We start from the raw sequence: 24,782 nt of genomic DNA on the forward strand, positions 1-24,782 counted from the left end.
GCAGAGACATGACTGCTCATGACACCCCGACCGCCGCGACCGAGGCTGGCGCCCTGCTCGGCGCCGTCCTGATCGTGCCGCTCAATCGACTGAAGGCCTCGCCGCGCAATGCGCGAAAGACCCCCCATGCCTCAGCGACCCTTGAGGCCCTCGCCGCCTCGATCAAGGCCAAGGGCGTCTTGCAGCCGCCCGTGGTCGAGATCGAGCGCAAGGACGATGGGACGCCGACCGGCGCCTATCTGGTCACCATCGGCGAGGGACGCCGTCTTGCGCTGCGTCTGCTGGCCAAGCGCAAGGCGATCAAGGCGACCCATCCGGTGCGCGTGACCGTGGACGAGACCCATGACGCCCATGAAATCTCGCTGGATGAGAATGTCACCCGCGAGGCCATGCATCCCGCCGACCAGTTCGAAGCCTTCCGCCGCGTCGCCCTCGACAAGGGCTGGGGCGCCGAGGAGATCGGCGCCCGCTTCGGCGTCTCCGCCCAGCTGGTGCGCCAGCGGCTGCGACTGGGGGCCGTGGCGGCCGAACTGATCGCCGCCTACCGGGCGGGCGATCTGTCGCTCGAACAGCTGATGGCCTTCGGCGTCAGCGACGACGGCGAGCGCCAGCGGCAGGTGTTCGACCAGATGGGGCCGCAGGCGCCGCCCTACGCCATCCGCCGCGCCATGACCGAAGCCAAGGTCAGGGCCGACGACCGGCGTGCGCGTTTCGTCGGCATCGCCGCCTATGAGGCGGCCGGGGGATCGGTGCTGCGCGACCTCTTCACCGAGGACGGCGGCGGCTGGCTCGAGGATGTCGCCCTGCTGGATCGGCTGGTCGGCGAGACGTTGACGCGCCTCGCCGAGGAGGCGCGCGAGAACGAAGGCTGGGCCTGGGCCGAGGCCCACGCCGACTTCCCGCACGGGCGCGGCTACGGCCGGGTCTGGCCCGCGCCGGTCGAACGCTCGCAGGCCCAAACTCAGGCTCTCGCCGCCCTGTCGGCGGAATACGACCAGATCATCGCGGAGGCGCAGGCGGAAGGCCTGACGCCGGACCAGGACGCCCGTCTGGAGGCGATCGACAAGGCCTTGCAGGCGCACGGCCCGGACTTCGCCTATGGCGCGGACGACCTCGCCCGGTCGGGCCTGATCGTCACCCTCGCCTATGACGGATCGGCGCGGTTCGAGCGCGGTCTGGTCCGCGTCGAGGACGAAGTGTCGCCGTCCGAACCGGGTCAAGCCGATGCGGACGCCGCAACCATGGCCGCCGATGGAGAGACGGCGGCGTCCGACGACGCAGACGCCTTCAGCAGGGAGGCCGACGACCGTCTGGCGCCCCTCTCCGAGCGGCTGGTGGCGGACCTGACGGCGCATCGCACGGCCGGTCTTCGCGCCGCCCTCGCCGCCGCGCCGACCGTCGCCCTGACCGCCCTCGTCCATGCGCTGGCCCTTCAGGTCTTCTATCCGGGTCATGAACAGGCCACGCCCCTGCAGGTGCGGCTGGTCCACACCGGCCTGGAGCGCCTCGCCCCCGGCGTCATGGCGGGTCCCGCCGGACGCGCCCTGGCCGAACGGGGCGAGGCCTGGGCCGCGCGCCTGCCCGCCAGGGCGCAAGACCTCTGGAGCGCCCTGATGGGTCTGCCGGGATCGGACCTGCTCGACCTCCTGGCCTATTGCGCGGCGCTCGGCCTCAACGCCGTGCGCGACCCGCACGACCGGCGACCGGCCGCCTGGGCGCAGGCGGACGTCCTGGCGACGGCCCTGTCGCTGGACATGACCGCCGTCTGGTCGCCGACGGCCGCCGCCTATTTCACGCGGGTGTCCAAGGCGCGAATGCTGGAGGCGGTGACCGAGGCCCGAGACGCCGCCGAGGCGGAGCGGATCGCGGCATTCCGCAAGACCGACATGGCCGAGGCGGCCGAGCGGCTCGTCGAAGGCACGGGCTGGCTTCCGCCCCTGCTGCGGACCGCCCCCGCGACGCAGGACGCCGAGGGCGGTGAGGCCGATGAGACCGGACCGGCTGGGACGGGCGACGCGGCCGAACCGGACAACGCCGAGGCGACCGAGGACGGGTCGTCTCTGCCTCGGTACGCAGCGGCCTAGAGCCGCGCCATGCCAAAGGGTGGGCCGTGCGCCTGGGCGCGCGACCTTCTCGTCTGCGGATCAGGCGAGGGGCCGGAGACGGTTGCGCCGCGCGGGTGCGGCGACCTTCGGTCCTGCGAGACCCTGCGGCGCGCCTGCCTCGCCGACAGGAACGGGCGGCGGCGCAAGCGCCCCGCCGCCCGCAGGTCAGGTCCGCCTCCAGGCCGAGCTGTGACGCCGGATCAGAGACGCAGCAGACGTCCAGACGGGGCGTGCGCGCCTCGCAGTCCGACGCCCGTCCCCGACGCTTTCGCCTGATGTCGCGGGTCGTCTTTCGGGCCGCCCCGCCTCTCTCATCCCGGGGTTTTCGGCAGACGGACCTGGGTCCGCGTCATCCGTCCGGCGTCGAAGGAGCGCTGACTTAGGACCAGATTGACCCCGCGCGGAGCCCCGCCGTCCTCTGGACAGACCACCGGCCCCCTTGTCGTCTCTCCGCCGTCTGACCGCGCCCGCGCGGACCTCTCCTGGCCTGATCTGGCCGACCGTCCTCCGGTCTTCGCAACCGCGTCGGCGGCTTTCTTCCCCGGCCTTCGGCCTCCTCGCGAACCAAGAAAGCCGCCGCCTGCGGTCCTCCGCTCACGCTGCGGGGCCCTCCAGCGCCCTGCGGGCGCGGGCCTGCGGACCGGCGTCCGGTCGGCCGGTCGATCGCCATCGAGGCCGCGGCTGGCGTGGCCCGATCAGCAAAAGGAGAGACGAACATGGCGACCATTGGAACCTTCACCCTCGCGGACGGCGCCTATTCCGGCGCGATCAAGACCCTGACCCTGAATGTGCGCAACGCCCAGCTTCGGCCCAACGACAAGGCCGACGACAAGGCGCCCGACTACCGGATGTTCTCGGGGAACACGGAGTTCGGCGCGGCCTGGAAAAAGACCAGCCAGGCCAATCGCGACTACCTCTCGGTCAAGTTGGACGATCCCAGCTTCCCGGCCCCGATCTACGCCTCCCTGGTCGAGACCGACGGCGGCTTCAGCCTGATCTGGTCGCGGACCTGACCTGCGGGCGGCGGCGCGCCCGCGCCGCCGCCTCCCTCTTCCTTCCCCTTCAAAGGAGGCCGCCATGACGCGCCCCAACCCCTCCGCTCGCCCCGATGTCCACGCCGACATCACCCGATCCATCCTCGCCGACCTCGCCTGCGGCGTGCGTCCCTGGACCCGACCCTGGTCCGACGGCGGCCTTGGCGTGCGGCCGCTGCGCCACGACGGCCAGCCCTATCACGGGATCAATGTCCTGCTGCTCTGGTCGCAGGCCTCGACCCGGGCCTATGACCAGCCCGTCTGGATGACCTTCCGTCAGGCCCTGGCGCTGGGCGGGTGCGTCCGTCGCGGCGAGACCGGCACGACCGTGGTCTACGCCGGCCGTTTGAACCCCGACCGCGAAACGCCTGAGAACGCCGCGCCTTCGAACGCCGAAGAGGGCGCCCCGTCCGGCCCTGCACGCCGTCGCGGCGGCGCCTTCCTGAAGCGCTACACCGTCTTCAACCTGGCTCAGATCGACGGTCTGGACGCACGCTATCCGGCGCCGGAGCCGAAGACCGTCCATGCCCGGATCGACCGCGCCGAGCGGGTCTTCGCCGCCGTCGGCGCCGAGATCCGCCACGGCGGAACCCAGGCCTTCTATCATCCGGGCGCGGATGTGGTGCACATGCCCGACCCCGGCCGCTTCGCCGAGATCGAGGCCTATTACGCCGTCCTCGGACATGAACTGACGCACTGGACCGGCCACCCCCGCCGCCTCGCCCGCGACCTGCATCTGAGCCGGTTCGGCGACACGGCCTACGCCCGCGAGGAACTGATCGCCGAACTGGGCGCCGCCTTCCTCTGCGCCGACCTGGGACTGAGCCTCGAACCACGTCCCGACCACGCCGCCTATCTGGCGACCTGGCTGCGCGTCCTCGGCGACGACCCCCGCTTCATCGTCTCCGCCGCCGCCCAGGCCGAGCGCGCCGTGGCCCTGTTGCACAGCCTGGCCGCCGCTCCCGACGGCTGAGGGCGCCGCTGATCCAGCAAGGGCGATGTCGCCTCGGCATCGCCCGATGCCGGCGCGCCGACTACCGGCGCAGCCGTCTTCCCGAAATCCTGCGCCTGCCCGCCGCACCGTCCCTCGACGGCGCCGGCGCCCTTCGGGAGATCGCCATGACCGACACGTCCACGCCCCTGCCGCCGCGCTTCCTGCGCACCCCGGAAGCCGCCCGCCACCTCGGCCTGTCGGGCCGAACCCTGGAAAAGCATCGCTGCTATGGCACCGGGCCGGTCTATCGCAAGATCGGCGGCCGGGTCGTCTACGCCGTCTCCGATCTGCAGGCCTGGGCCGATCGCGGCGCGCGCACCTCCACCGAGGTCGCCGGCGCCCATCCCGTCCTGCCCGCGCGCCGCCCGGACCGGGCCTGATGACCGCCGCCCCGCCCCCGGAGCGCGCCGTCGATCCCGTGCGCGCCCCGCGTCCCGCGCCCGTCCTGAGCCTGATCTCGCCGTCGCGCCCGCTGGAGGACGACGACCTCACCTGGGTCGAACTGATCGATGATGCGGGGCGCACCGAACGCTGGATCCGTTTCGGCGCGGTCGTCGCCGAGCGGCCGGTGACCCGGCGCAACCGTTTCGTCGGCTTCGCGCCCGGCGCCGTCTTCGCCTCTGTTCGCTGGGCCGCCAATGCAAGCGGCACGGTGGCCGCCCGCCTCGACATCGCGCAGGCCGTGGCGCGCGGCGGGGCCCGCACCGCCCTGCCCGGCGTCACGCCCGGCGCCCTGAGCCTGCTTCAGCTTGTCGGCTGGGCGCGCGTGCGTCAGGCGCTGGCGGTGATCGACGCCATCGCCGCGACGGGCGCCGCGCTGGAGACCGTCGCGCCCGATCACTGGCGCCATGTCCAGGCGCGGATGACGGCCGGGCTTGACCCCGAGCCCTATACGGCCGCGCGGCGTCGCGCGCTGCGGCTGCGCCCGGCGCCCGGCGCCCCGCTCGACTCCGGCGACGGGCGATGAGACGCCAGGCTGCGATCCCGCGAGGCGGTATGGCGACCCTCGCCCTCCTCGGTCTCCTCGGTCTCGCCGCCCTGGCGACGCCGTTGCTGCATCCGCCCGCGCCGCGTCTGCTCTGGAACGCCAGCGCCAGTGTTCCCGTCGGCCTCTACCGGATCGATCCCGGCGCGACGGCGCGCCTCGACCGCCTGGTCGCCTATCGCCCGACGCCCGCCCAGGCGAGGCTGATGGCGACGCGCGGCTACCTCCCCGAGGGCGTGCCTCTGCTCAAGCCCGTCGCGGCGGCGGCGCCCTCGGTCGTGTGCCGACGCGACCAGATCATCCTCATCGACGGACGCACGGTCGCCCAGGCGCGGCGCGCAGATCGGGCGGGGCGCCCCCTTCCGGCCTGGTCGGGATGCCGACGGCTGCACGGCTCCGAGGTCTTCCTGCTCGCGCCGACGGCCCCGGATTCGCTCGACAGCCGCTATCTGGGACCCGTCTCGCGCGCGCGGATCATCGGTCCGGCGACGCCGCTCTGGCGCGCGGAGGCGTCGCGATGAGCGGCCTGCGGTTCTGCAGAGGAGGCGCCGTCCTGGCGGCGATCCTGATCGCCTCGTCGGCACTCGGCGCCGTCGCCGCCCCGCAGACCGGGCCCCGGCGCGACGGCGATCTGTCCCGGCCTGGTCGCCTGCCGCCGACCGATCTGGACCACTGGATCGACGCGGCCTCGCGCCGCTTCGACATCCCGGCCGCCTGGATCCACGCCGTGATCGCCGTCGAGAGCGCCTATGATCCTCGCGCCCTGTCCGCCGCCGGCGCCCAGGGGCTGATGCAGTTGATGCCCGCCACCTATGCGGAACTGCGGGCGCGCCACCGCCTTGGACCGGACGTCTTCGCGCCGCGCGACAATATTCTCGCCGGCGCCGCCTATCTGCGCCAGCTGCACGACCGGTTCGGCCCGGACGGGATGCTGTCGGCCTATAACGCCGGCCCGACGCGCTACGCCGCCCATCTTCGCGACGGCCGGCCGCTCCCCGCCGAGACACAGATCTATGCGCGCCGCCTTCGCCGGCTGTTGGGCTGGGGACCCTCGACAGACGCCCTGGCCGCCGCGTCGAGGACGTCGCCCCAGTCTCCACTCCAGCCTCCTCTGCCTCTGCCCCAGTCCCTGTCCCTGCCCCAGCATCATTCCCGGGGCGAGGCCGACGATCCTCTCGCCTCGCCCCTCTTCGTGCGGCGCGGCGCAATCCCGTCGGCGAAGACGGCGCCCGCCCCCGGGCCGGCCGGGAGCGCGGATGGCGGGCTCCAGACGATCAGAGGGGCGTGGTGATGGCGTGGAAGGAGGGGGCGAGACAGGAGAGGCAGACAAGGCAAGATAAAAACCGCAAGGCGCGGCGGGGATGGACGAAGGCGAAGTGCAGACCAATCAAGGGCTTGCGACAAGGCGCGTCGGACGCCTGCGCCTTGTCGGCCGCCCCAAGTCTCGGATCTCACGGCACAATCCGCACCTTGCGGGGTCGGCGATGAGCCGCGACGAGGCGTTTGAGCCGAAGCCCGGCCGTATCCGCGATCGCGGCGGCGCCCGCACGCCGAGCGCGCTCAACCAGGTCAAGGCGGCGGTCGCGCGCGCCGGAGGCTTCGGCGCGACGGGCAAGCCTTCGGGGCGAAGCGCCTTCGGCCGAGGCCGGGCCGCCGCCCTCCTGGCGCGTCATGCGCCGACGCGGCGGACGGTGGTGGTGAAGGCGCGGGTGGTCCGACCCGGAACCCGCTCCACCCTCGCCGCCCACCTGGCCTATCTGTCGCGCGACGGCGTCGATCGGCGCGGCGACCCCGGGCGACTGTTCGACCGGGCCGGCGACGCGGCCGACGCCAAGGCCTTCGCGGCGCGAACGACCGACGACCGGCATCATTTCCGCTTCATCGTCTCGCCCGAGGACGCCGACCGGCTCGCCGACCTCAAGGGCTTCGCCCGCGACCTGATGACGACCATGGAGAGCGACCTCAGCACGCGCCTCGACTGGGTCGGGGTCGACCACTGGAACACCCCCCATCCCCATCTGCATCTGATCGTTCGCGGCGTCGATGCGCGGGGCGCCGACCTGGTGATCGCTCGCGACTATATCGCCCACGGCCTGCGCGCCCGGGCCGAGGCCCTGGTGGAGCGCGAGCTCGGCCCGCGCCTCGAGCCCGAGATCCGCCGCGGCTTTCTGCGCGACGCCCAGGCCGACGGTTGGACCCGGCTCGACCGACTGCTGGCCGCCGAGGCGCGTCGCGCGGACGGCGTCGTCGATTTGCGCCCCTCGGGTCCGCCCCATCCGGCGCCGTCGCCCGTGCGGCTGGCGCGGTTGCGCAAACTGGAGGCGCTCGGTCTGGCGCGGCCCGATGGGGTCGGTCGCTGGCGGCTGTCGCCCGAAGCGGAGCCGACCCTGAAGGCCCTGGCCCGGCGCGGCGACATCATCGCCCGGCTCCATGAGGCGATGGCGACCTCGGGCCGGGTGCCCGATCCGACCGCCTGGTCCGAAGCGGCTGCGGACGTCGTGGTCGGCCGGGTCGCAGCGCGCGGTCTGGACGACGAACTGCGCGGCACGGGCTATGTGGTGATCGAGGGCCTGGACGGCCGCCTGCATCATCGCACCCTCCCCGACGCGACCGCGCCCGACCCGCCGCTGGGCGCCGTCGTCGAGGCCAGCCCCCCCGCCCAGCCCGGTCTGCGCCATCCGCAGATGCGCATCCGCTCCGACCTCGCGCTCGCCCGACAGGAGACGGCTGAGGGGGCGACCTGGCTCGACCGCCTGCGGGTCGATCCTCATCCGCCCGCCCTCGGCGGCGGGTTCGGGGACGAAGCGGCCGCGGCGATGGAGCGGCGCGGCGACTGGCTGGTCGCCCAGGGCCTGGCCCGCCGCGGCGCGGGCGGCCTGGTTCCGATCCCGAACCTGATCTCAGCCCTCGCCGCCCGCGAGATCAAGGCGACGGCGGCGCGGCTGGAGGCGGACACCGGTCTCGTCCACCGCCCGGGCCGACCGGCGCCCGACGCCGTCTACCGGCGCCGCCTGGATCTGGCCTCCGGTCGCTTCGCCCTGGTCGACGACGGCCTGGGCTTCAGCCTGGTCCCCTGGCGCCCCGCGATGGAGCATCGGCTCGACCAGACGATCGGCGACCTGCGCCGCCCGACCGACGGGGCGCCGACGCTCGACCCCGGCCGCCGACGCGGCCCCGCCCTCTGACCGTCTGAGAAAGGCCTTCCGCCATGTCCGCCGGACGCATTCTGTGGGGCCAGATCGGCCTCGTCCTCGCCCTGGTCGCCGCCGGCGTCTGGGGCGCGACCCAGTGGACCGCCTGGCGGCTGGGCTATCAGGCCGGGCTCGGCGAGCCGTGGATGGTGCTCGGCGGCCTGCCGCTCTATCCGCCGCCGGCCTTCTTCCTCTGGTGGTTCGTCTATGACGCCTATGCGCCCCAGATCTTTCTCGAAGGGGCGGTCGTCGTCGTCAGCGGGGTCGCCCTCGCCGTGGGAGCCGCCTTCGCCCTGGCCGTGCGGCGGTCGCGCGAGGCGGCGACGGCGACCACCTATGGCAGCGCCCGTTGGGCGGGGACGCAGGACGCGCGCGACGCCGGCCTGCTCGGCGACGACGGGGTGGTGCTCGGCCGCCTCGGCGACCGCTATCTGCGCCATGACGGTCCGGAACATGTGCTGTGTTTCGCCCCGACCCGATCCGGCAAGGGCGTCGGCCTGGTGGTGCCGAGCCTGCTGACCTGGCCGGGCTCGGTCCTGGTCCACGACATCAAGGGCGAGAACTGGACCCTGACCGCCGGCTGGCGCGCCCGGTTCGGGCGGGTGCTGAAGTTCGATCCGACCGACCCGGACAGCGACGCCTACAATCCCCTGGCGGAGGTGCGGCTCGGCGATCGCGAAGTGCGCGACGTCCAGAACATCGCCGACATCCTCGTCGATCCGGAAGGGGCGCTCGAGCGCCGCAATCACTGGGAGAAGACCAGCCACGCCCTCCTGGTCGGCGCCATCCTCCACGTCCTCTACGCCGAACCCGACAAGACCCTGGCCGGGGTCGCCGGCTTTCTGTCGGATCCGCGCCAACCGATCGAGACGACCCTGCGGCGGATGATGAGCGCGCAGCACCGCCCGGACGGGCCCCACCCCGCCGTCGCGGCGGCCGCGCGCGAACTGCTCAACAAGAGCGACAACGAGCGTTCCGGCGTCCTCTCCACCGCCATGAGCTTCCTCGGCCTTTACCGCGATCCCATCGTGGCGCGCGCCACAGGCCGCTGCGACTGGCGGATCGCGGACCTGGTCGCGGCCGATCGGCCGATGAGTCTGTATCTGGTCGTGCCCCCTTCGGACATCAGCCGCACCAAGCCGCTGATCCGACTGCTGCTGAACCAGGTCGGGCGGCGGCTGACCGAGGATCTTCAGGCGCGCCAGGGCCGCCGACGTCTCCTGATGATGCTCGACGAATTCCCGGCGCTGGGTCGGCTCGACTTCTTCGAGAGCGCCCTGGCCTTCATGGCCGGCTATGGGGTGAAGGCCTTTCTGATCGCCCAGTCGCTGAACCAGATCGAAAAGGCTTACGGCGTCTCCAACGCCCTCCTGGACAACTGCCACGTCCGGGTCGCCTTCGCCGCCAACGACGAGCGCACCGCCAAACGGATCTCCGACACCCTGGGCACCGCGACCGAGCAGCGGGCGATGCGCAACTACGCCGGCCACCGGCTCTCGCCCTGGCTCGGCCATCTGATGGTCTCGCGCCAGGAGACGGCGCGGCCGTTGCTGACGCCGGGCGAGGTGATGCAACTGCCCGCCGACGAGGCCCTGGTGCTGGTCTCCGGCTGCGCGCCGATCCGCGCCCGCAAGGCGCGCTACTTCACCGATCCCGAACTGCACCGGCGCATCCTGCCGCCCCCGGATCACAAAGCCGGCGCGCCGACAGCGGCGGGAGAGGGGAAGGCGGCGGGGCCTGATGACGGGCCTGATGACCGGTCTGGGAACGGGCCTAGAAACGGGCGGAGATCGCCGCCCGTCGGAAGCCCGCCCGTTTCCAGGGCCGTCGCCGGGGCCGGCGCGTCGCCCGCCAGGCGGCGCTCGATCCCGACGACGGCATCCCCCTGTGAGGTCCTGATGCGCAAACCCTTCCTGACCGTCTATCTGGACCCGGCGCTGCTGGACGCCCTGGAGGCCTATGCCCGCAAACGCGGGGCGGCGAAGTCCACAGTGGCCGAGGCGGCGATCTCGCGCTTCCTGCGTCCAGACCCCGCCGACCAGCCCGAGGCCGTCCTCGCCCGACGCCTCGATCGCCTGAACCGGCATGCGGACCGGCTCGAGCGCGACCTGGGCGTGGCCGTCGAAATGCTGGCCCTGTTCATCCGCTTCTGGCTGGCGGCGACGCCGCCCCTGCCCGAGAGCGCCCAGGCCGCCGCCCGGGCCAAGGGGCGCGAGCGCTACGAAGGCTTCGTCCAGGTCTTGAGCCGACGGCTGGCCCAGGGTCGCGGCTTCGTGCGCGAGGTCGCAGCCGAAGCGGAGGCGGCCCGAGAGGCGGAGGCGGAGGCGGCCAGGGAAGGAAATGGGGAGGCGTCACAGGACAGGAGCAGGACGGCGCCCCCGCTCGCCCAGCCGGGCGAGCCTCAGCGCGACGCCCCCATCGTCGGTCGCGCGCCAGACGAGGCCTGATCGCGCAGACGCCCCTTCTTTCCGGACGGGAATGGCCTATAGTCGTTCCATGGCCAAGGTCGTGATCACCAAACTCGAACGTCCCACCGCCCGCGCCGTCGGCGCCAAGAACGCGGCCGTGGAGACCAAACGGGTGCGCGGCGAAGGCGGCGAGGTCCAGACCCTCTCGACCCTGGATGCGCGCAGCCGCAGCTTCAGCGACGACCTGACCTTCGTGTTCGGCCGCAACGTCGCCCGCGCCCGCCGCGAGAACAAGCGTCTGACCGGCTCGGCTGATCGTGTCCCCCGCGACGACTGAGGCGCCGGCCTTCCTGATCGTCGGCGGCCCCAATGGTTCGGGCAAGTCGAGCGCCTATCAGGACACCGACATCGAGGCGGGCGGCCGCTCGGTCTGGATCATCAATCCCGACCTGCTGACCGCGCGGATCCGCGACGTCGAGGGGCTGTCGCAGGCGCAGGCCAACAGGAGCGCCGTCGAGCGGATCGAGGCCTGGCTGGACGCCTCGATCGAGGTTCACAAGACCGTCGGCGTCGAAACCGTCCTGTCCACGGACAAATACCGCCGTCTGGTCGCCAAGGCCAAGGCGCGCGGCTTTGCGATCTGGCTCCTCTATGTGGTCCTGGACAGTCCCGACCGGAACGTCGAACGCGTCCGGCTGCGGGTCCGCAAGGGCGGCCACGACGTGCCCGAGGAGAAGATCCGCGCCCGTTACGCGCGGTCGCTCGACCAGTTCCCCTGGTTCCTGGAACAGGCCGACCGCGCCTGGATCTATGACAACAGCGGCGCCCAGCCTCGCCGCATCGGCGAAAAACGCGACGGCGTCGTCCAGCTCGACGGCGACGCCCTGCCCCAGGTCGTCCAGGCGGTGCAGACGATCGAGACCGACTAGGACCGGATCAGCCCAGGCGGTTCGCCCGACGATCCCGAAGACGTCCGCGCTGCGGCTCCAGATCCGACCCCAACCAAACCCCGGCCGCCCGAGACTGCGTCCGGGACGGCGTCCGAGACGTCCGATTCCCTTCGGACGGCGGTGACGGCGTCGGCGGCGTCCCGCCGATCCCCTGTCCTTTTACGCCCCGCTGCTACACCCGCGCCGGGACTGTTGCGCGCCGACGGTTTCGCCTCTCCTTAGTCGCCCCGTACGGATCGCACGCCCGCGTTCCGCGAACCCGGACGGGATGATGACCGCCTCAAGCGCCCGCACCCTGCGCATGCTGGCCACCGCGCTCGGCCCGACGGTCGCGGCCCATCTGGCCGACGACGGCGTGGTGGAGGTGATGCTCAATCCGGACGGCCGGCTGTGGATCGACCGCCTGGACGTCGGCCTGACGGCGACGCAGGCGAGGATGTCGCCGGCGGACGGCGAACGCGTCATCCGTCTCGTCGCCTATCACATCGGCGCCGCCGTGGGTCCGGACCGGCCCCGCCTCTCGGCCGAACTGCCGGGCGGCGGCGAGCGGTTCGAAGGCCTCCTGCCCCCGGTGGTCGCCGCACCCAGCTTCGCCATCCGCAAGGCCGCGATCGGCGTCTTTCGCCTCGAGGCCTATGTGGCGACCGGGGCGATGACCGCCGCCCAGGCCGAGGCTCTGCGCCGGGCGGTCGCCGAACGCCGCAACATCCTGGTCGTCGGCGGCACCTCCACCGGCAAGACCACCCTGGTCAACGCCCTCCTGGCCGAGGTCGCCGAGACCGGCGACCGGGTGGTCCTGATCGAGGACACCCGCGAACTGCAGTGCGCCGCGCCCAATCTGGTGGCCCTGCGGTCCAAGGACGGCGTCGCCAGCCTGGCCGACCTGGTCCGGTCGGCCCTGCGCCTGCGGCCCGACCGGATTCCCATCGGCGAGGTGCGCGGCGCCGAGGCGCTCGACCTGATCAAGGCCTGGGGCACGGGCCATCCCGGCGGCGTCGGCACCCTGCACGCCGGCTCGGCCCTGGGCGCCCTGAACCGGCTCGAACAACTGACCCAGGAAGCGGTCGTCACCCCGCCGCGCGCCCTCATCGCCGAGACCATCGACCTGATCGCCGTCCTGGCCGGTCGCGGCGCCGCGCGCCGCCTGGTGGAGCTCGCCGCCGTCGAGGGTCTGGCCCCCGACGGCGCCTACCGCCTCTCCCTTTTGCAACCCTGACCCCGCCTCATCCCTCGGAGACCGAACATGCCGCGCCTGAACCGTCGCCTCGCCGCCTTGATCGCACCGGCCCTCGTCCTCGCCGCCGCCTCGCCCGCCCTCGCCGGCGGCTCCTCCATGCCCTGGGAGGCGCCGCTGCAGTCGATCCTGGAATCCATCGAAGGTCCGGTCGCCAAGATCATCGCCGTGATGATCATCATCGTCACCGGCCTCACCCTCGCCTTCGGGGACACCTCCGGCGGCGCGCGGCGGATGATCCAGATCGTCTTCGGCCTGTCGATCGCCTTCGCCGCCTCCTCCTTCTTCCTCAGCTTCTTCTCCTTCGGCGGCGGAGCCTTGGTCTGATGGCCGAGCCCCTCCCCGACGACTTCGCCGCGCCCCTGCACCGGGCCCTGACCGAACCCATCCTGCTGGCCGGCGCGCCCCGGGTCCTGGCCATCGTCAACGGCACCCTGGCCGCCGCGCTCGGCCTGGGCCTGCGTCTGTGGCTGGCGGGCCTCGCCGTCTGGCTGGTCGGCCACGGCCTGGCCGTCTGGGCCGCCCGACGCGATCCGGACTTCGTCGAAGTGGCCCGGCGCCATCTGCGCCTGCCCGGTTATCTGGAGGCCTGAGATGCTGGATCTGCGCGAATACGCCCGCCGCCCCCGCCGTCTCGCCGACTTCCTGCCCTGGGCCGCCCTGGTCGCGCCCGGGGTGGTGCTGAACAAGGACGGCGGCCTCCAGCGCTCGGCCCGGTTCCGCGGCCCGGACCTGGACTCCGCCATGCCCTCTGAACTGGCCGCCGCCGCCGGCCGGCTGAACAACGCCCTGCGCCGGCTCGGCTCGGGCTGGGCCCTGTTCGTGGAGGCCCGGCGCGACCCGGCGGCCGACTATCCCGACAGCCGCTTCCCGGACCCGGTCTCGAGCCTGGTGGAGGCCGAGCGCCGCGCCGCCTTCGAGGCCGAGGGCGCCCACTACGAGAGCGCCTATGTCCTGACCATCGCCTGGATGCCGCCCGCCGAAGAGGCGCAACGCGTCGAGCGCTGGCTCTATGACGGCCGGCCCCGCGAGGCGGCGGACTGGCGCGAACACCTGACCCTGTTCGTCGACCGTACGGACCGGCTGCTGGCGCTGGTCGAGGGCGCGGTTCCCGACATCGGCTGGCTCGACGACGGCGAGACCCTGAGCTTCCTGCACGGCGCCGTCTCGCCCGGACGCCAGCGCGTCCGTCCGCCCGAGACGCCGATGCATCTGGACGCCCTGGTGAGCGACAGCGCCCTGATCGGCGGCCTGGCGCCCCGGCTCGGAAACGCCTGCCTGCGCACGCTGACGGTGACCGGCTTTCCGACTGCGACCTGGCCCGGCCTGCTCGACGAGCTCAATCGCCTCGCCTTTCCCTATCGCTGGACCACCCGCGCCCTGTGCCTGGACAAGACCGACGCCGCGCGCCTGCTCGGCCGCATCCGCCGCCAGTGGTTCGCCAAGCGCAAGTCGATCGCCGCCCTCCTGAAGGAGGTGATGACCAATGAGGCCTCGGCCCTGATGGACAGCGATGCGGCCAACAAGGCCGTCGACGCCGACGCGGCCTTGCAGGACCTCGGCGCCGACGGCGTCGGCTACGCCCTGGTCACCGCGACCGTCGTGGTCTGGCACGAGGACGCCGCAGTCGCGGACGCGCGCCTGCGCGAGGCCGAAAAACTGATCCAGGGTCGCGACTTCACCTGCACGGTGGAGACGGTGAATGCGGTGGACGCCTGGCTCGGGAGCCTGCCGGGCCACCTCTACGCCAATGTCCGCTCGGCGCCGATCTCCACTCTCAACCTGGCCCATATGCTGCCGATGTCCGCCGTATGGGCGGGCCCTGATCGCAACACCCACCTCGACGGACCGCCGCTGTTCTATGGCCGCACCGAGGGCTCCACCCCCTTCCGCTTCTCCACCCATGTCGGCGACGTCGGCCACGCCCTGGTCGTGGGACCGACCGGCGCCGGCAAGAGCGTGCTCCTGGCGCTGATGGCCCTGTCCTTCCGCCGCTATGGCGCAGCCCAGGTGTTCGCCTTCGACTTCGGCGGCTCGATCCGGGCCGCGACCCTGGCCATGGGCGGCGACTTCCACGACCTCGGCGGGGCCCTGTCGGACGCGGGCGGCGCCCTGACCTTGCAGCCCCTGGAAGGGATCGACGACCTGGGCGAACGCGCCTGGGCGGCCGCCTGGCTGGCCGACGTCCTCACACGCGAAGGGGTGACGGTCACGCCCGAGCTCAAGGATCGGCTGTGGAGCGCGCTGGAGAACCTCGCCGGGGCTCCGGCTGCCGAGCGGACCCTGTCCGGCCTGGCCGCCCTGGCGCAATCCCACGACATCCGCCAGGCCCTCGCCCCCTATACCTTGGCCGGCCCGTGGGGACGGCTGCTGGACGGCGACCAGGAGCATCTCGGCGCGGCGACGATCCAGACCTTCGAGACCGAGGGCCTGGCCGGCTCGGCCGCCGCCCCGGCGGTCCTGGCCCACCTCTTTCACCGGATCGAGGCGCGGCTGGACGGCCGGCCCACCCTGATCATCGTCGACGAGGGCTGGCTGGCGCTCGACGAGGCCAGTTTCGGCGCCCAGCTGCGCGAATGGCTGAAGACGCTGCGCAAGAAGAACGCCTCGGTCGTCTTCGCCACCCAGTCGCTGGACGACATCGGCGCGAGCGCCCTGGCGCCGGCCCTGATCGAGAGCTGCCATACGCGCGTCTTCCTGCCCAATGCACGCGCCCGCGAGCCGCAGATCCACGCCGTCTATCGCCGTTTCGGCCTCAGTGACCGCCAGATCGACCTGCTCGTCCAGGCCACGCCCAAGCGGGACTATTACGTCCAGTCGCGGGCCGGCGACCGCCTGTTCGAACTGGGGCTCGGGCCGGCGGCCCTGGCCTTCTGCGCCGCCGCCTCGCGCGACGACCAGGCCGCCATCGACCGAATCCTCGCCGAAGCCGGACGCGCCGACTTCGCCGACGCCTGGCTGCGTCATCACGGCCTGGCCTGGGCCGCCGACCTCCTTGCCGGTCTGGCCGCCGAGATCGCTTCCCCCGCGCCCCTGCCCGCGCCCCTGCCCGCCCCCCTGAAAGAGGACCCACAACCATGACCCGCCCGCTCCGCCCCTTCGCCGCCGCCGCCGCCCTGTGGCTCGCCGTCGCCGCGCCGATGGCGATCGTCGCAGACCCGGCCGTCGCCCAGGTGGTCGTCCACGATCCCGCCAACTACGCCCAGAACCTGCTTCAGGCGGCGCGCGCCCTGGAGACCGTCAACAACCAGATTCAGTCGCTGCAGAACGAGGCTGCCGCCCTGACCAACCAGGCGCGCAACCTCGCCGGCCTGCCGATCTCCTCCCTGGCGGCGCTCGAGGCCCAGCTCGACCGCACGCGCGACCTGATGCGCGAGGCGCAGGGTCTGGCCTATGAGGTCGCCGACATCGAGCGCGCCTTTCAGGACCGCTACGGCGCCGTGGATCTGAGCGCCGACGATCAGACCCTCGTCGCGCGCGCCGACGCCCGCTGGAACGACAGCGTCGCCGCCTTGCAGGAGGCGCTGAAGGTGCAGGCGACGGTCGTCGGCGGGTTCGACCAGTCCCAGGTCGAGCTCGGCCGACTGGTGGACGCCAGCCAGGGGGCGGTCGGCGCCCTCCAGGCGTCCCAGGCCGGCAACCAGTTGCTCGCGCTTCAATCCGCCCAGCTCGCCGAACTCTCCGCCCTGGTGGCGGCCCAGGGCCGCGCCCAGGCGCTGGAGGCCGCCGATCGCGCCGCGACGCGCGCCGAGGCCCGGGCGCGCTTCTCGCGCTTCATGGGCGCGGACGAGAACCGGCCGTGAAGAGGCGCGACCTCCTCGGCGCGGCGGCCCTGGCGATGGCGGCGGCCGCCCTGGTCGCCGCCGCCCTCGCGAACCGCGCGGACGGCTTCGGCTCGCCCCCTGTGCCCCCGACGGCGCCGGCGACCGCCTCCTCCGTGCTCGAACGCTGCCGCGCCCTCGGCGAGGCCAGCGGTCGAGCGCCCGAATGCCTGGCCGCCTGGGCTGAGCGCCGCCGCCAGTTCTTCGCGACACAGGGGGTTTCAACCGAGGATGCAGACCAATGAACGACGTCGGGGTGATCGACCGCCTCTTTGAGGTCTTCAACCGCTACATCGATTCCGGCTTCGGCCTCCTCAGCGGCGAAGTGGCCTTCCTCGCCTCGACCCTGATCGTGATCGACGTCACGCTCGCGGCCCTGTTCTGGGCCTGGGGCCCCGAGGACGATATTGTCGCGCGCCTGGTCAAGAAGACCCTCTTCGTCGGCTTCTTCGCCTTCCTGATCGGCAACTTCCAGAACCTCGCCGACATCGTCTTCGCCAGCTTCGCCGGCCTGGGGCTCAAGGCTTCCGGATCGGGCCTGTCGAGCGCCGACTTCATGCGGCCGGGCAAGCTGGCCGAGACCGGCGTGGCGGCGGGCCGCCCCCTGCTCGAGGCCGCCGCCGAACTGTCCGGCTTTCCGGGCCTGTTCGAAAACTTCGTCCAGGTCATCGTCCTGATGATCGCCTTCCTGATCGTCGTGGTCGCCTTCTTCGTCCTGGCGGTGCAACTGTTCGTCACCCTCATCGAGTTCAAGCTGACCACCCTGGCCGGCTTCGTCCTCATCCCCTTCGGCCTGTTCGGCAAGACCGCCTTCCTGGCCGAGCGGGTGCTCGGCAATGTGATCGCCTCGGGGGTGAAGGTCCTGGTCCTGGCCGTTATCGTCGGCATCGGCTCCACCCTGTTCGACAGTTTCACCCGCGACTTCGCCGGCGTCGCTCCGACGCTGGAGGCGGTGCTGGCGGTCGCCCTGGCCGCCCTGACCCTGATGGGGCTTGGGATCTTCGGGCCGGGGATCGCCACCGGCCTGGTGTCCGGCGCCCCGCAGCTCGGCGCGGGGGCTGCGGTCGGCGCAAGCCTGGCCGTCGGCGGACTCGCCGCCGCCGGGGCCGCCGGCGTGCGTATGGCGGCCGCCGGTGGAGCCAGCCTGGCCGGCCGCGCCGGGGCGGGCGCCGCGACCCGCCAGACGACGGGCCAGGCGACCGGCGCACGCGGCGGCGCCCTGGGCGCGAGCGCGGGCGGCGGCAAGGGCGGCGGGACAGGCGCGGGTGGAAGTCCTGGCCCGAACACGCCGCCGCCGTCGCCGCGCGGACCCGCATCTCCCGGCGCGACCTCGGCCTCGGGCGTCGGCGCCGAAGCCGGTCCCGCCATGCCCTCTTCGCCGTCGCCGGCGTCTCAGTCCGCAGAGTCGGAACCCGCCGCCGCGGCGCCGGCGCCGTCCCCGTCTGCCTCCCCGTCCGCTTCGTCGCCGTCCCCGTCTTCGCCGTCCTCGTCGGCGGCGGCGCCCGTCTCGCCCACGCCCGCCTGGGCCCGCGCCCTGGCGCGCCGCCAGGCGATCGCGCGGGGCGTCTCCTCCGCCGTCCACGCCGTCCGCTCCGGAGATCGCGGCGGCGGCGGCGCATCCGTTTCCCTATCGGAGGATTCTCGATGAGCCCCTTCAAACGGCCGGCCGCCCATTATGGCGAGACCCCGGCGCCGACCACCCCCTATCAACGCGCCGCCCAGGCCTGGGACGATCGCATCGGTTCGGCGCGCGTCCAGGCGCGCAACTGGCGCCTCGCCGCCCTGCTCTCGATCGCCGCCACAAGCGGCCTGGCCGGGGCCCTGGTCGTCCAGTCCGCCCGGGGAACGGTCACCCCCTGGATCGTGGAGGTCGACCGCGAAGGCGAAGCGGTCGCCGTTGGTCCGGCGGCTGCGGGCGCAAGGCCGGACGACGCCCAGATCGCCTGGCATCTCGGGCGGTTCATCGAACAGGTGCGCAGCATCTCCGCCGATCCGGTCGTGGTCCGCGACAACTGGCTGCGCGCCTATGCCTACGCCACGGACGCCGGCGCCCAGGCGCTGTCGGACCACGCCCGCCGCAACGATCCCTTCGCCGAGATCGGCCGCGTCCAGGTCGGCGTCGAAATCTCCAGCGTCATCCGCGCGTCGCCCGACTCCTTCCGGGTCGCCTGGACGGAGCGACGCTATGTCGACGGACAGCTGGCCGACACCAGCCGTTGGACAGCCATCCTCACCGTCGCGATCCAGCCCCCGGACACGGCGGAGGCGCTGCGGCGCAATCCGCTCGGCGTCCACGTCAAAGCCCTCAACTGGTCCAAGGAGTTGTCCTGATGAACCGTCCCGCTCCGGCGGCGCTCGCCGCCCTCGTCCTCATCGGCGGATGCGGCGCGAAACCGTCCGCCGCCCTCGTGGCCGCGCGCCTTGCGCCGCCGCCGAGCCGCCCCGTCGCGACGCTCACGGCTCCAATCCCAGTCCAGACCACAGCCCCGGACCCAGTCCAGGACCCGGCCCAGAACTCAGCCCAGAACCCCGAGACCTTCGCCGGGCCGACCGTGAGTGCGGTTTCGCCGCCCGCAGAGGAGCGCGGGACGCCGGAGACCCGCGTCGGCGCCGCCAACCGCGCGGCGAGGATCGAACCCGCGGGTGCGGACTACGACCTGTCAGCCCAGGTTTACGCCTATGCGCCGCACGCCCTCTATCAGGTCTACGCCACGCCCGGCCGCATCACCGACATCGCCTTGCAGCCCGGCGAGGCGCTCTCGGGCGAAGGGGCGATCGCGGCGGGCGATACGGCCCGCTGGATCATCGGCGAGAGCGTCAGCGGCGCCGGCGATCAGGCGCGCACCCACATCCTGCTCAAACCCACCCGCGCCGATCTGGCGACCAATCTCGTCCTGCATACGGATCGCCGGACCTATCTGATCGAACTCCAGGCGCGCCCCGACGTCTATATGGCCTCGGTCGCCTGGCGCTATCCGCACGACGAGGCCCTGGCCGTTGCGCGGGCCGCGACCCAGGCGGCCGCGCGACAGGCCGAACCGACGGTGGACCTCTCTCGCCTCGATTTCGGCTATCGGATCGAGGGCGACGGCGTGCCCTGGCGGCCTTTGCGCGCCTTCGACGACGGGGCGCGCGTCTATATCGAGTTCGCCCAGACCCTGGACGCGGCCGTTCTTCCGCCGCTGTTCCTGCGTCCGGCCGGAAGCGACATGGCCGCGCTCGTGAACTACCGGATCGAGGGTCGGCGCCTGATCGTCGATCGCCTGTTCGACGCCGCCGAACTGCGTCTGGTCGAAGGCCGACGCGACCGCAGCGTCCGCATCCTGCGCACGGGCGACCGCCCATGACCGCGCCCCCCGTCCCGAAAGACGACGAGGCCGTCGCGCGCGCCATGCGTCTGCGACCCGCGCCGCCCCAGGTGATGCGGCTGTCGCGCAAAGCCCTATGGCTGGGCGGGGGCCTTCTCGGCTGCGTCGGCGTCGGCCTGCTCGTCTTCGCTCTGCGCGACGGCGAAGTCGCCCCGCAGCCGGAACTCTACAGGGCCGCCGCCGCACCGCCGGATGCGGTCAACACCCTGCCCGCCGACTACACCGGCCCCCGCCTGGGAGCCCCCCTGCCCGGCGACCTGGGCCGGCCGATCCTTCAGGCCCGTCTCGCCGAGGAGACGTCGGAGGAGGCGTCAGACGCCCCGGCCGCCTCAGACGGACACGACGCAGCGGAAGCCGCCCGCGTCGAAGCGGCGGAACAGCGCCGTCGCGAGCGGGACGCCGCACGGACCAGCGGCCTGTTCGTACAAGGGACGGCGGGGCGGACGGGGCGACCCGATGCAACGGCGACCGGCGGAGCGCCGGCGGGGCCGGCCTCCATCGCCCGACCCGCCGACTCGTCGGCGCCCTCCGCACGGTCGACATCAGCCGCCCTGTGGGCCGGCACGATCATCTCCGGCGCCCTGACGACGGGACTGCGCTCCGATCTGCCGGGCGCCGTCCTCGGCCAGGTGACCGAGGACGTCTTCGACAGCCGCACCGGCCGGGTTCTGGTCATTCCCAAAGGCAGCCGGCTGGTCGGAACATCCGACGCCCAGATCGCCCAGGGCCAGTCGCGCGTGCGCATCCTGTGGTCGCGTCTGATCCTTCCGGATGGGCGCGCCGCGATCCTGGACGGCGCCACGGCCAGCGACCCTCAGGGCTTCGCCGGCCTCGAGGACCGGGTCGACAACCGCTGGGGCGAACGATGGCGCGCCGCCGGCCTGACCACCCTCCTGTCCATCAGCGCCGCCGCGGCCGACGGCGACGAGACCGATCGCCTGACGCAGGCGATCCGGGACGGGGTCGGTTCCGGCGTCGACCAGACCGGGCGAGACCTGCTGGCCCAGGGGATGGCGATCCCGCCCCGGCTGACCGTTCGTCCCGGTTTCGCCTTTCGCATCATCCTGACCGAGGATCTGGTCCTCGCCGGCTTTTCTGGAGACTAAGCCCATGTCCAAACTCAAGCTCGCCGGACTGCAGGACGACACGCCGGTGAAACTGACGATCGAACTCCCCGCCGACGTCCATCGGGATCTCCTGCGCTATGCCGAAATCCTTTCGGCCGAAAGCGAAACGGCGTTCGCCGCGCCGCAGCTGGTGGCGCCGATGCTGAGGCGGTTCATGGCCACCGATCGCCGCTTCGTGGCGGCCCGGTCGGCGGACTGAACATTCATCGGCGGCCCGCCCCGAGCCCGTCGTCTTGTTCCATCCCGTTCCACCCCCTAGGTGTCGCCTCATGCCGCTCAGACCCGATCAAGGAAGCCCGCTGTGGGGCCCTGCGCCGACCGCCCGCCGACGCCGCCGGCGCGGACGGGCTTCGCGGCTGTCGCTCGGGCTCGTCTTCGTCCTGGCTGCGGCGATCACCGGGGCCGCCTTTGTCCTCGCGCGCACGGTCTGACGCCGTCCGTGCGCCTCAACGGGGGCGCGGCGGGCGGCGGCGGGTCGCGCTGACGAACCTGCGGAGCGCCGGATTGTCGTTGGTCGCCGACCAGGCGGCGGCGACGGCCAGGGCGGCCCCCTCGTCCGTCGTGGCCAAGGGGCGAAAGACAAGGTCGGAATAGGCGCGCAGACCCGTCAGCGCGCCGGAACTCAGGAGGGTCAGGCCAAATCCCATGCGGCTCTGCTCCAGAAGGAGGGGGACGCCGGCCTGCTGAACCTCGATCTCCAGCGCGCCGCTCCGCCCGCGCCCCAGACGCACGACCCCGTCCGCGCCGAGGTCGCCTTCGCTGACGAACAGCCGCGCCGGCCCCAGGGCCTCGAGGGGGACCGACGAAGCCTCGGCCAATGGATGGTGGGCCGGCAGGGCGATCAGCACCCGTTCGCGCCACAGCACCGACATGTCGAGCCCGGCGACGGTCATTCCGCCCGGCAGCACCGCCACATCCAGGCGCCGATCCGCCACCGCCTCCAGATGGGCGCTCGCCCGGCCCTCGATCATCTCGATGCGCACCCGAGGATGGGCTGCGTGAAACCGTCTGATCAGTTCGAACAGACTGTCGCTGACCAGGGAGAAGGAGACGCCGATCCGCAGCCGGCCCACCTGTCCCGCGCCGGCGTCGCGGGCCTCGGCCACGGCTGCGGCGAGCCCGCCCACCAGCGTATCCACCCGCTGAAGAAAGGCGCGCCCCGCATGGGTCGCCACCGCCCCGCCGGGGCCGCGTTGGAACAGGGAGACGCCGAGATCGTCTTCGAGATCTCTCACCCGTCGGCTGACCGCCGACTGCTCGACGCCCAGGGCGTGCGCCGCCCGCCGGAATCCCCCGAGCCGCGCCACGATCAAGGACCATTGCAGCGATCGTAGATCCAGGTCCGGCGCCGGGGACGGTCCCATCACATCGGCTCTGGCTCTGCGCCCCGCCGCTCGAGCGCCGCCGCCAGCAGGGGCGCGGCGTCGATCCTGAGCCTGTGGTGGCGGATCAGGGCGTCCTTGAGCTTGGCGGCGTCGCTGCGGGCGGCCGTGATCTCGTCCAGATCGGCCTTGTCCTGGCCCAGGATGCTTGGCTCGAGGGCGACCAGCGGCGCCAGTTGGTCCTGCATGCGCCGATAGACCGCGGTCAGGATCGGGTCGCTGCTGGCGGCGACGATCTCGTCCAGGACGTCCCCCGGATGGGCGGTGAAGAGCGACGCGACGCCGGGGGGCGTTTCCTCGACGGCGGCGAGAAGACAGCGCAGCCGCATGCGATAGCGCGCCGCGACCAGGGACGGCTCTGCGCGCAGTCCGACATAGCCGCCCGCCGCTCCGCGTTCGACGAGGCCTTCTCCCCCGAGCCAGGACAGGGCTTCGCGCACGGGCGTCGTCGAAAGCCGGAGGGCCTGCGCCTCATCCAGGATCACGATCGGACGGCCGGGCTGAAACGCCGCCCCGATGGCCCGCGCCCGAAGACGCCGGAGCGCCGACATGAAGGGATCGCGGTTTCGCGCCATCAAGCTTGCTCCGTTCACGGCCGAATCGGAGCCTTGGCCAAGCCGCCTCTCGTGGGAAGGCGGTCCTTCCCCAACGCGCGATTTCTACACAGGGCATGTCAAAACCCCGCCGCTTTGCACGGATTTGCCGCGCAATGACCAGTTTTGTGCAGTGCAGTGCATCGAAGCCGTTGATCCCGACGGCGCAATGAATCCACCCTGCGTCGTCAAGTTGTAGAGTCGAGGCGTCGAAGTGAGCGAAAGGCAGACAGATGCAGCCGTCCTTTCAGCGGCCGTCCGGGGCATCCGACGCCTGAAGGGCTACACCTCCCTGCAGACCGCGAACGGAATGAACCTCTCGCTGCGGACCTATCAGGATTTCGAGGCCGGCAAGGTCCGGCTCAATATGGACTATGTCTACCGCTTCTGTCGGTTCGTCGACGCCGATCCCGAAGCCCTGCTCATCGCCCTCGCGATCGGCTCGCCGGAGTTCGCCATTCGATGCGCCAACAACAAGCTGATGCGGCTGATCGTGATCGGCCTGAAGCAGTTGAACGATCTCCTCGGCGATCGGCTCGCCACCCTGGACGTCCGCGCCATCGTCAGGGTGGTGCGCTCCGCCGGTCAGAGCTTCGTGGCCCGCACGGGTCGGGACGACGCCGCCGCCTGGCTGAAGGCGGGCGAAGACGATCTGAAGCGCTCGCGGCCCCGACCGGGGCGCTGAGAATATATGGCAATATGCTTTGCCAAGCCCCTCGGGCGAGCGCCCCCTGACCAGGCCGCAATCCTGCGGCCTATCCCTGGAGGTTGCCATGCAATCCGACAAACGCGTCCGCCTGGTCCGCATGGGCGAAGCCCGCACGCTCACCCGCGGCGGTCTGCCCAACGGCGCACCTGAACTGGACGGCACGTTCATCCGCGTCGGCGGCTGAACGTCGTGCGGGCGTCGGCCGGCCGGCGCCCGCATGCCTTTGCACGAAAGCACCTGGCGTCGCGGATTGGTCGCACGCCCGGCCGCCCAAGCGGGCTCGGCGTTCAGTTGATCGTGTCTGTGCCGGCCGTCGTGGCCGCCGCCTCCATGGCGACGCCGGCCGCCAGCCGGTCCAGCGCCGCATCGATCACGGCGGGGTCGGCGCCGGGATAGGCGTCTGGCGCGGCCTGCATGACGGCCGAGACGAACAGGCGCATGACCGCTGCGTCGTCCAGATCCGCCCAGCCCAAACCCTGCTCGCCCATCCGGGTCGCCATGATGTCTCCGGCCCGCCGCAGCAGCCCGCCCATCGGCCCCTTCAGCTGTAAAGCAAAGGCTTCCAGATCGTCGACGGTCGGCGGCTTGCGCATGGCGCTCCTTCTGCCTCCAGCCTGTCACGCCGAGCGGCGACTGAGAAGGGGTCGACCGCGTTAGAGCCCCGCCTCCGCCTGGCGATCCGGCCCCTCGCCGCGCAGACGGCGCAGATGGCAGGCGCGATCCGCCTCGAACGCGCCGCCCCGAACCCGCTCCCAAATATACGGCAATATAGCTTGGTCATGACGACCTCGACGCGCCTCCTGAAGACGCCGCGCTTTTGCGGCGATGATCGAGGAGAAGAGACATGCACGCCCCTCTGCAACTCCGGCTCATCCGACTGG

Annotated in this window: 25 protein-coding genes and 1 pseudogene; 23 read left to right on the forward strand and 3 right to left on the reverse strand. The window is 72.3% G+C overall.

Annotated features, from left to right (window positions below):
- The first annotated feature begins 8 nt into the window (after positions 1-8).
- From ACVPT3_RS13980 to ACVPT3_RS14085, 22 genes and pseudogenes are all read left to right on the forward strand, one after another.
- Positions 9-2,084: a ParB/RepB/Spo0J family partition protein gene (locus ACVPT3_RS13980; RefSeq protein WP_492041475.1), complete on the forward strand. Its 2,076-nt coding sequence runs from the start codon at positions 9-11 to the stop codon at positions 2,082-2,084.
- A gap of 737 nt (positions 2,085-2,821) precedes the next feature.
- Positions 2,822-3,118 carry a DUF736 domain-containing protein gene (locus tag ACVPT3_RS13985; protein ID WP_492041476.1) on the forward strand — a complete coding sequence of 99 codons (297 nt, stop codon included), beginning with the start codon at positions 2,822-2,824 and terminating at the stop codon, positions 3,116-3,118.
- Positions 3,119-3,182: 64 nt separating this feature from the next.
- Positions 3,183-4,112 (forward strand): ArdC family protein, encoded by a 930-nt coding sequence (locus ACVPT3_RS13990; protein ID WP_492041477.1) that lies wholly within the window; start codon positions 3,183-3,185, stop codon positions 4,110-4,112.
- A 146-nt stretch (positions 4,113-4,258) separates the two neighbouring features.
- Positions 4,259-4,513, forward strand: coding sequence for a helix-turn-helix transcriptional regulator (locus ACVPT3_RS13995; RefSeq protein WP_492041478.1), 255 nt, complete (start codon positions 4,259-4,261; stop codon positions 4,511-4,513).
- Positions 4,513-5,100: a DUF2840 domain-containing protein gene (locus tag ACVPT3_RS14000; protein ID WP_492041479.1), complete on the forward strand. Its 588-nt coding sequence runs from the start codon at positions 4,513-4,515 to the stop codon at positions 5,098-5,100. The genes ACVPT3_RS13995 and ACVPT3_RS14000 overlap by 1 nt, the downstream gene beginning before the upstream one ends.
- A 29-nt stretch (positions 5,101-5,129) precedes the next feature.
- Positions 5,130-5,639 carry a S26 family signal peptidase gene (locus tag ACVPT3_RS14005; RefSeq protein WP_492041480.1) on the forward strand — a complete coding sequence of 170 codons (510 nt, stop codon included), beginning with the start codon at positions 5,130-5,132 and terminating at the stop codon, positions 5,637-5,639.
- Complete coding sequence (locus ACVPT3_RS14010) at positions 5,636-6,409, forward strand: lytic transglycosylase domain-containing protein (RefSeq protein ID WP_492041481.1); 774 nt, start codon at positions 5,636-5,638, stop codon at positions 6,407-6,409. The genes ACVPT3_RS14005 and ACVPT3_RS14010 overlap by 4 nt, the downstream gene beginning before the upstream one ends.
- Positions 6,410-6,602: 193 nt before the next feature.
- Entirely contained in the window at positions 6,603-8,303 is a 1,701-nt protein-coding gene (locus ACVPT3_RS14015) for a DUF3363 domain-containing protein (RefSeq protein WP_492041482.1), read from the forward strand.
- A 23-nt stretch (positions 8,304-8,326) separates the two neighbouring features.
- Positions 8,327-9,997: pseudogene (locus tag ACVPT3_RS14020) on the forward strand (conjugal transfer protein TraG); the annotation flags it as partial.
- A gap of 808 nt (positions 9,998-10,805) precedes the next feature.
- The gene (locus ACVPT3_RS14025) at positions 10,806-11,054 is read left to right on the forward strand and encodes a hypothetical protein (RefSeq protein WP_492041483.1); all 249 of its coding nucleotides are present in this window, start codon (positions 10,806-10,808) and stop codon (positions 11,052-11,054) included.
- Positions 11,035-11,646: an ATPase gene (locus ACVPT3_RS14030; RefSeq protein WP_492041484.1), complete on the forward strand. Its 612-nt coding sequence runs from the start codon at positions 11,035-11,037 to the stop codon at positions 11,644-11,646. The genes ACVPT3_RS14025 and ACVPT3_RS14030 overlap by 20 nt, the downstream gene beginning before the upstream one ends.
- 292 nt (positions 11,647-11,938) lie before the next feature.
- Positions 11,939-12,883, forward strand: a complete 945-nt coding sequence (gene trbB / locus ACVPT3_RS14035) for a P-type conjugative transfer ATPase TrbB (protein ID WP_492043831.1) — start codon at positions 11,939-11,941, stop codon at positions 12,881-12,883.
- A gap of 27 nt (positions 12,884-12,910) precedes the next feature.
- Positions 12,911-13,228, forward strand: coding sequence for a TrbC/VirB2 family type IV secretion system protein (locus tag ACVPT3_RS14040; protein ID WP_492041485.1), 318 nt, complete (start codon positions 12,911-12,913; stop codon positions 13,226-13,228).
- The gene (locus ACVPT3_RS14045) at positions 13,228-13,494 is read left to right on the forward strand and encodes a VirB3 family type IV secretion system protein (RefSeq protein WP_492041486.1); all 267 of its coding nucleotides are present in this window, start codon (positions 13,228-13,230) and stop codon (positions 13,492-13,494) included. The genes ACVPT3_RS14040 and ACVPT3_RS14045 overlap by 1 nt, the downstream gene beginning before the upstream one ends.
- Position 13,495: 1 nt before the next feature.
- Positions 13,496-15,982: a conjugal transfer protein TrbE gene (gene trbE, locus ACVPT3_RS14050; RefSeq protein ID WP_492041487.1), complete on the forward strand. Its 2,487-nt coding sequence runs from the start codon at positions 13,496-13,498 to the stop codon at positions 15,980-15,982.
- Positions 15,979-16,704 carry a P-type conjugative transfer protein TrbJ gene (gene trbJ, locus ACVPT3_RS14055; protein WP_492041488.1) on the forward strand — a complete coding sequence of 242 codons (726 nt, stop codon included), beginning with the start codon at positions 15,979-15,981 and terminating at the stop codon, positions 16,702-16,704. The genes trbE and trbJ overlap by 4 nt, the downstream gene beginning before the upstream one ends.
- Positions 16,701-16,967: a putative entry exclusion protein TrbK-alt gene (gene trbK-alt, locus ACVPT3_RS14060; RefSeq protein WP_492041489.1), complete on the forward strand. Its 267-nt coding sequence runs from the start codon at positions 16,701-16,703 to the stop codon at positions 16,965-16,967. The genes trbJ and trbK-alt overlap by 4 nt, the downstream gene beginning before the upstream one ends.
- Complete coding sequence (trbL, locus tag ACVPT3_RS14065) at positions 16,964-18,370, forward strand: P-type conjugative transfer protein TrbL (RefSeq protein ID WP_492041490.1); 1,407 nt, start codon at positions 16,964-16,966, stop codon at positions 18,368-18,370. Before trbK-alt ends, trbL begins: the two co-directional genes overlap by 4 nt.
- On the forward strand, positions 18,367-19,053 hold the full coding sequence (gene trbF / locus ACVPT3_RS14070; RefSeq protein WP_492041491.1) for a conjugal transfer protein TrbF: 687 nt from the start codon (positions 18,367-18,369) through the stop codon (positions 19,051-19,053). The genes trbL and trbF overlap by 4 nt, the downstream gene beginning before the upstream one ends.
- On the forward strand, positions 19,053-20,069 hold the full coding sequence (gene trbG, locus ACVPT3_RS14075) for a P-type conjugative transfer protein TrbG (RefSeq protein ID WP_492041492.1): 1,017 nt from the start codon (positions 19,053-19,055) through the stop codon (positions 20,067-20,069). Before trbF ends, trbG begins: the two co-directional genes overlap by 1 nt.
- A complete protein-coding gene (locus tag ACVPT3_RS14080; protein ID WP_492041493.1) occupies positions 20,066-21,196 on the forward strand; it encodes a TraB/TrbI/VirB10 family type IV secretion system protein in 1,131 nt (376 codons plus the stop codon). Before trbG ends, ACVPT3_RS14080 begins: the two co-directional genes overlap by 4 nt.
- Positions 21,197-21,200: 4 nt before the next feature.
- Positions 21,201-21,416 (forward strand): DUF2274 domain-containing protein, encoded by a 216-nt coding sequence (locus ACVPT3_RS14085; protein ID WP_492041494.1) that lies wholly within the window; start codon positions 21,201-21,203, stop codon positions 21,414-21,416.
- A 247-nt stretch (positions 21,417-21,663) separates the two neighbouring features.
- Here ACVPT3_RS14085 and ACVPT3_RS14090 read toward each other — a convergent pair whose 3' ends face one another.
- Together ACVPT3_RS14090 and ACVPT3_RS14095 are read right to left on the reverse strand one after the other, a co-directional pair.
- The gene (locus ACVPT3_RS14090; protein ID WP_492041495.1) at positions 21,664-22,581 is read right to left on the reverse strand and encodes a LysR family transcriptional regulator; all 918 of its coding nucleotides are present in this window, start codon (positions 22,579-22,581) and stop codon (positions 21,664-21,666) included.
- Positions 22,581-23,174: a GntR family transcriptional regulator gene (locus ACVPT3_RS14095; RefSeq protein ID WP_492041496.1), complete on the reverse strand. Its 594-nt coding sequence runs from the start codon at positions 23,172-23,174 to the stop codon at positions 22,581-22,583. Before ACVPT3_RS14095 ends, ACVPT3_RS14090 begins: the two co-directional genes overlap by 1 nt.
- 328 nt (positions 23,175-23,502) lie before the next feature.
- Here ACVPT3_RS14095 and ACVPT3_RS14100 point away from each other — a divergent pair, with 328 nt between their 5' ends.
- Complete coding sequence (locus tag ACVPT3_RS14100) at positions 23,503-23,877, forward strand: hypothetical protein (protein ID WP_492041497.1); 375 nt, start codon at positions 23,503-23,505, stop codon at positions 23,875-23,877.
- A 311-nt stretch (positions 23,878-24,188) separates the two neighbouring features.
- Here the strand turns inward: ACVPT3_RS14100 and ACVPT3_RS14105 are convergent, their stop codons facing one another.
- Positions 24,189-24,494, reverse strand: coding sequence for a hypothetical protein (locus ACVPT3_RS14105; RefSeq protein ID WP_492041498.1), 306 nt, complete (start codon positions 24,492-24,494; stop codon positions 24,189-24,191).
- Positions 24,495-24,782: the final 288 nt, after the last annotated feature.

This window comes from Brevundimonas sp. FV1ps31S, from assembly GCF_058681265.1.

What these genes read in the sequence shown, in the direction of transcription:
- ACVPT3_RS13980 (WP_492041475.1), top strand. Translation starts at nt 9, where the DNA reads ATGACTGCTCATGACACCCCGACCGCCGCGACCGAGGCTGGCGCCCTG.
- ACVPT3_RS13985 (WP_492041476.1), top strand. Translation starts at nt 2,822, where the DNA reads ATGGCGACCATTGGAACCTTCACCCTCGCGGACGGCGCCTATTCCGGC.
- ACVPT3_RS13990 (WP_492041477.1), top strand. Translation starts at nt 3,183, where the DNA reads ATGACGCGCCCCAACCCCTCCGCTCGCCCCGATGTCCACGCCGACATC.
- ACVPT3_RS13995 (WP_492041478.1), top strand. Translation starts at nt 4,259, where the DNA reads ATGACCGACACGTCCACGCCCCTGCCGCCGCGCTTCCTGCGCACCCCG.
- ACVPT3_RS14000 (WP_492041479.1), top strand. Translation starts at nt 4,513, where the DNA reads ATGACCGCCGCCCCGCCCCCGGAGCGCGCCGTCGATCCCGTGCGCGCC.
- ACVPT3_RS14005 (WP_492041480.1), top strand. Translation starts at nt 5,130, where the DNA reads ATGGCGACCCTCGCCCTCCTCGGTCTCCTCGGTCTCGCCGCCCTGGCG.
- ACVPT3_RS14010 (WP_492041481.1), top strand. Translation starts at nt 5,636, where the DNA reads ATGAGCGGCCTGCGGTTCTGCAGAGGAGGCGCCGTCCTGGCGGCGATC.
- ACVPT3_RS14015 (WP_492041482.1), top strand. Translation starts at nt 6,603, where the DNA reads ATGAGCCGCGACGAGGCGTTTGAGCCGAAGCCCGGCCGTATCCGCGAT.
- ACVPT3_RS14025 (WP_492041483.1), top strand. Translation starts at nt 10,806, where the DNA reads ATGGCCAAGGTCGTGATCACCAAACTCGAACGTCCCACCGCCCGCGCC.
- trbB (WP_492043831.1), top strand. Translation starts at nt 11,939, where the DNA reads ATGACCGCCTCAAGCGCCCGCACCCTGCGCATGCTGGCCACCGCGCTC.
- ACVPT3_RS14040 (WP_492041485.1), top strand. Translation starts at nt 12,911, where the DNA reads ATGCCGCGCCTGAACCGTCGCCTCGCCGCCTTGATCGCACCGGCCCTC.
- ACVPT3_RS14045 (WP_492041486.1), top strand. Translation starts at nt 13,228, where the DNA reads ATGGCCGAGCCCCTCCCCGACGACTTCGCCGCGCCCCTGCACCGGGCC.
- trbE (WP_492041487.1), top strand. Translation starts at nt 13,496, where the DNA reads ATGCTGGATCTGCGCGAATACGCCCGCCGCCCCCGCCGTCTCGCCGAC.
- trbJ (WP_492041488.1), top strand. Translation starts at nt 15,979, where the DNA reads ATGACCCGCCCGCTCCGCCCCTTCGCCGCCGCCGCCGCCCTGTGGCTC.
- trbL (WP_492041490.1), top strand. Translation starts at nt 16,964, where the DNA reads ATGAACGACGTCGGGGTGATCGACCGCCTCTTTGAGGTCTTCAACCGC.
- trbF (WP_492041491.1), top strand. Translation starts at nt 18,367, where the DNA reads ATGAGCCCCTTCAAACGGCCGGCCGCCCATTATGGCGAGACCCCGGCG.
- trbG (WP_492041492.1), top strand. Translation starts at nt 19,053, where the DNA reads ATGAACCGTCCCGCTCCGGCGGCGCTCGCCGCCCTCGTCCTCATCGGC.
- ACVPT3_RS14080 (WP_492041493.1), top strand. Translation starts at nt 20,066, where the DNA reads ATGACCGCGCCCCCCGTCCCGAAAGACGACGAGGCCGTCGCGCGCGCC.
- ACVPT3_RS14085 (WP_492041494.1), top strand. Translation starts at nt 21,201, where the DNA reads ATGTCCAAACTCAAGCTCGCCGGACTGCAGGACGACACGCCGGTGAAA.
- ACVPT3_RS14090 (WP_492041495.1), bottom strand. Translation starts at nt 22,581, where the DNA reads ATGGGACCGTCCCCGGCGCCGGACCTGGATCTACGATCGCTGCAATGG.
- ACVPT3_RS14095 (WP_492041496.1), bottom strand. Translation starts at nt 23,174, where the DNA reads ATGGCGCGAAACCGCGATCCCTTCATGTCGGCGCTCCGGCGTCTTCGG.
- ACVPT3_RS14100 (WP_492041497.1), top strand. Translation starts at nt 23,503, where the DNA reads ATGAACCTCTCGCTGCGGACCTATCAGGATTTCGAGGCCGGCAAGGTC.
- ACVPT3_RS14105 (WP_492041498.1), bottom strand. Translation starts at nt 24,494, where the DNA reads ATGCGCAAGCCGCCGACCGTCGACGATCTGGAAGCCTTTGCTTTACAG.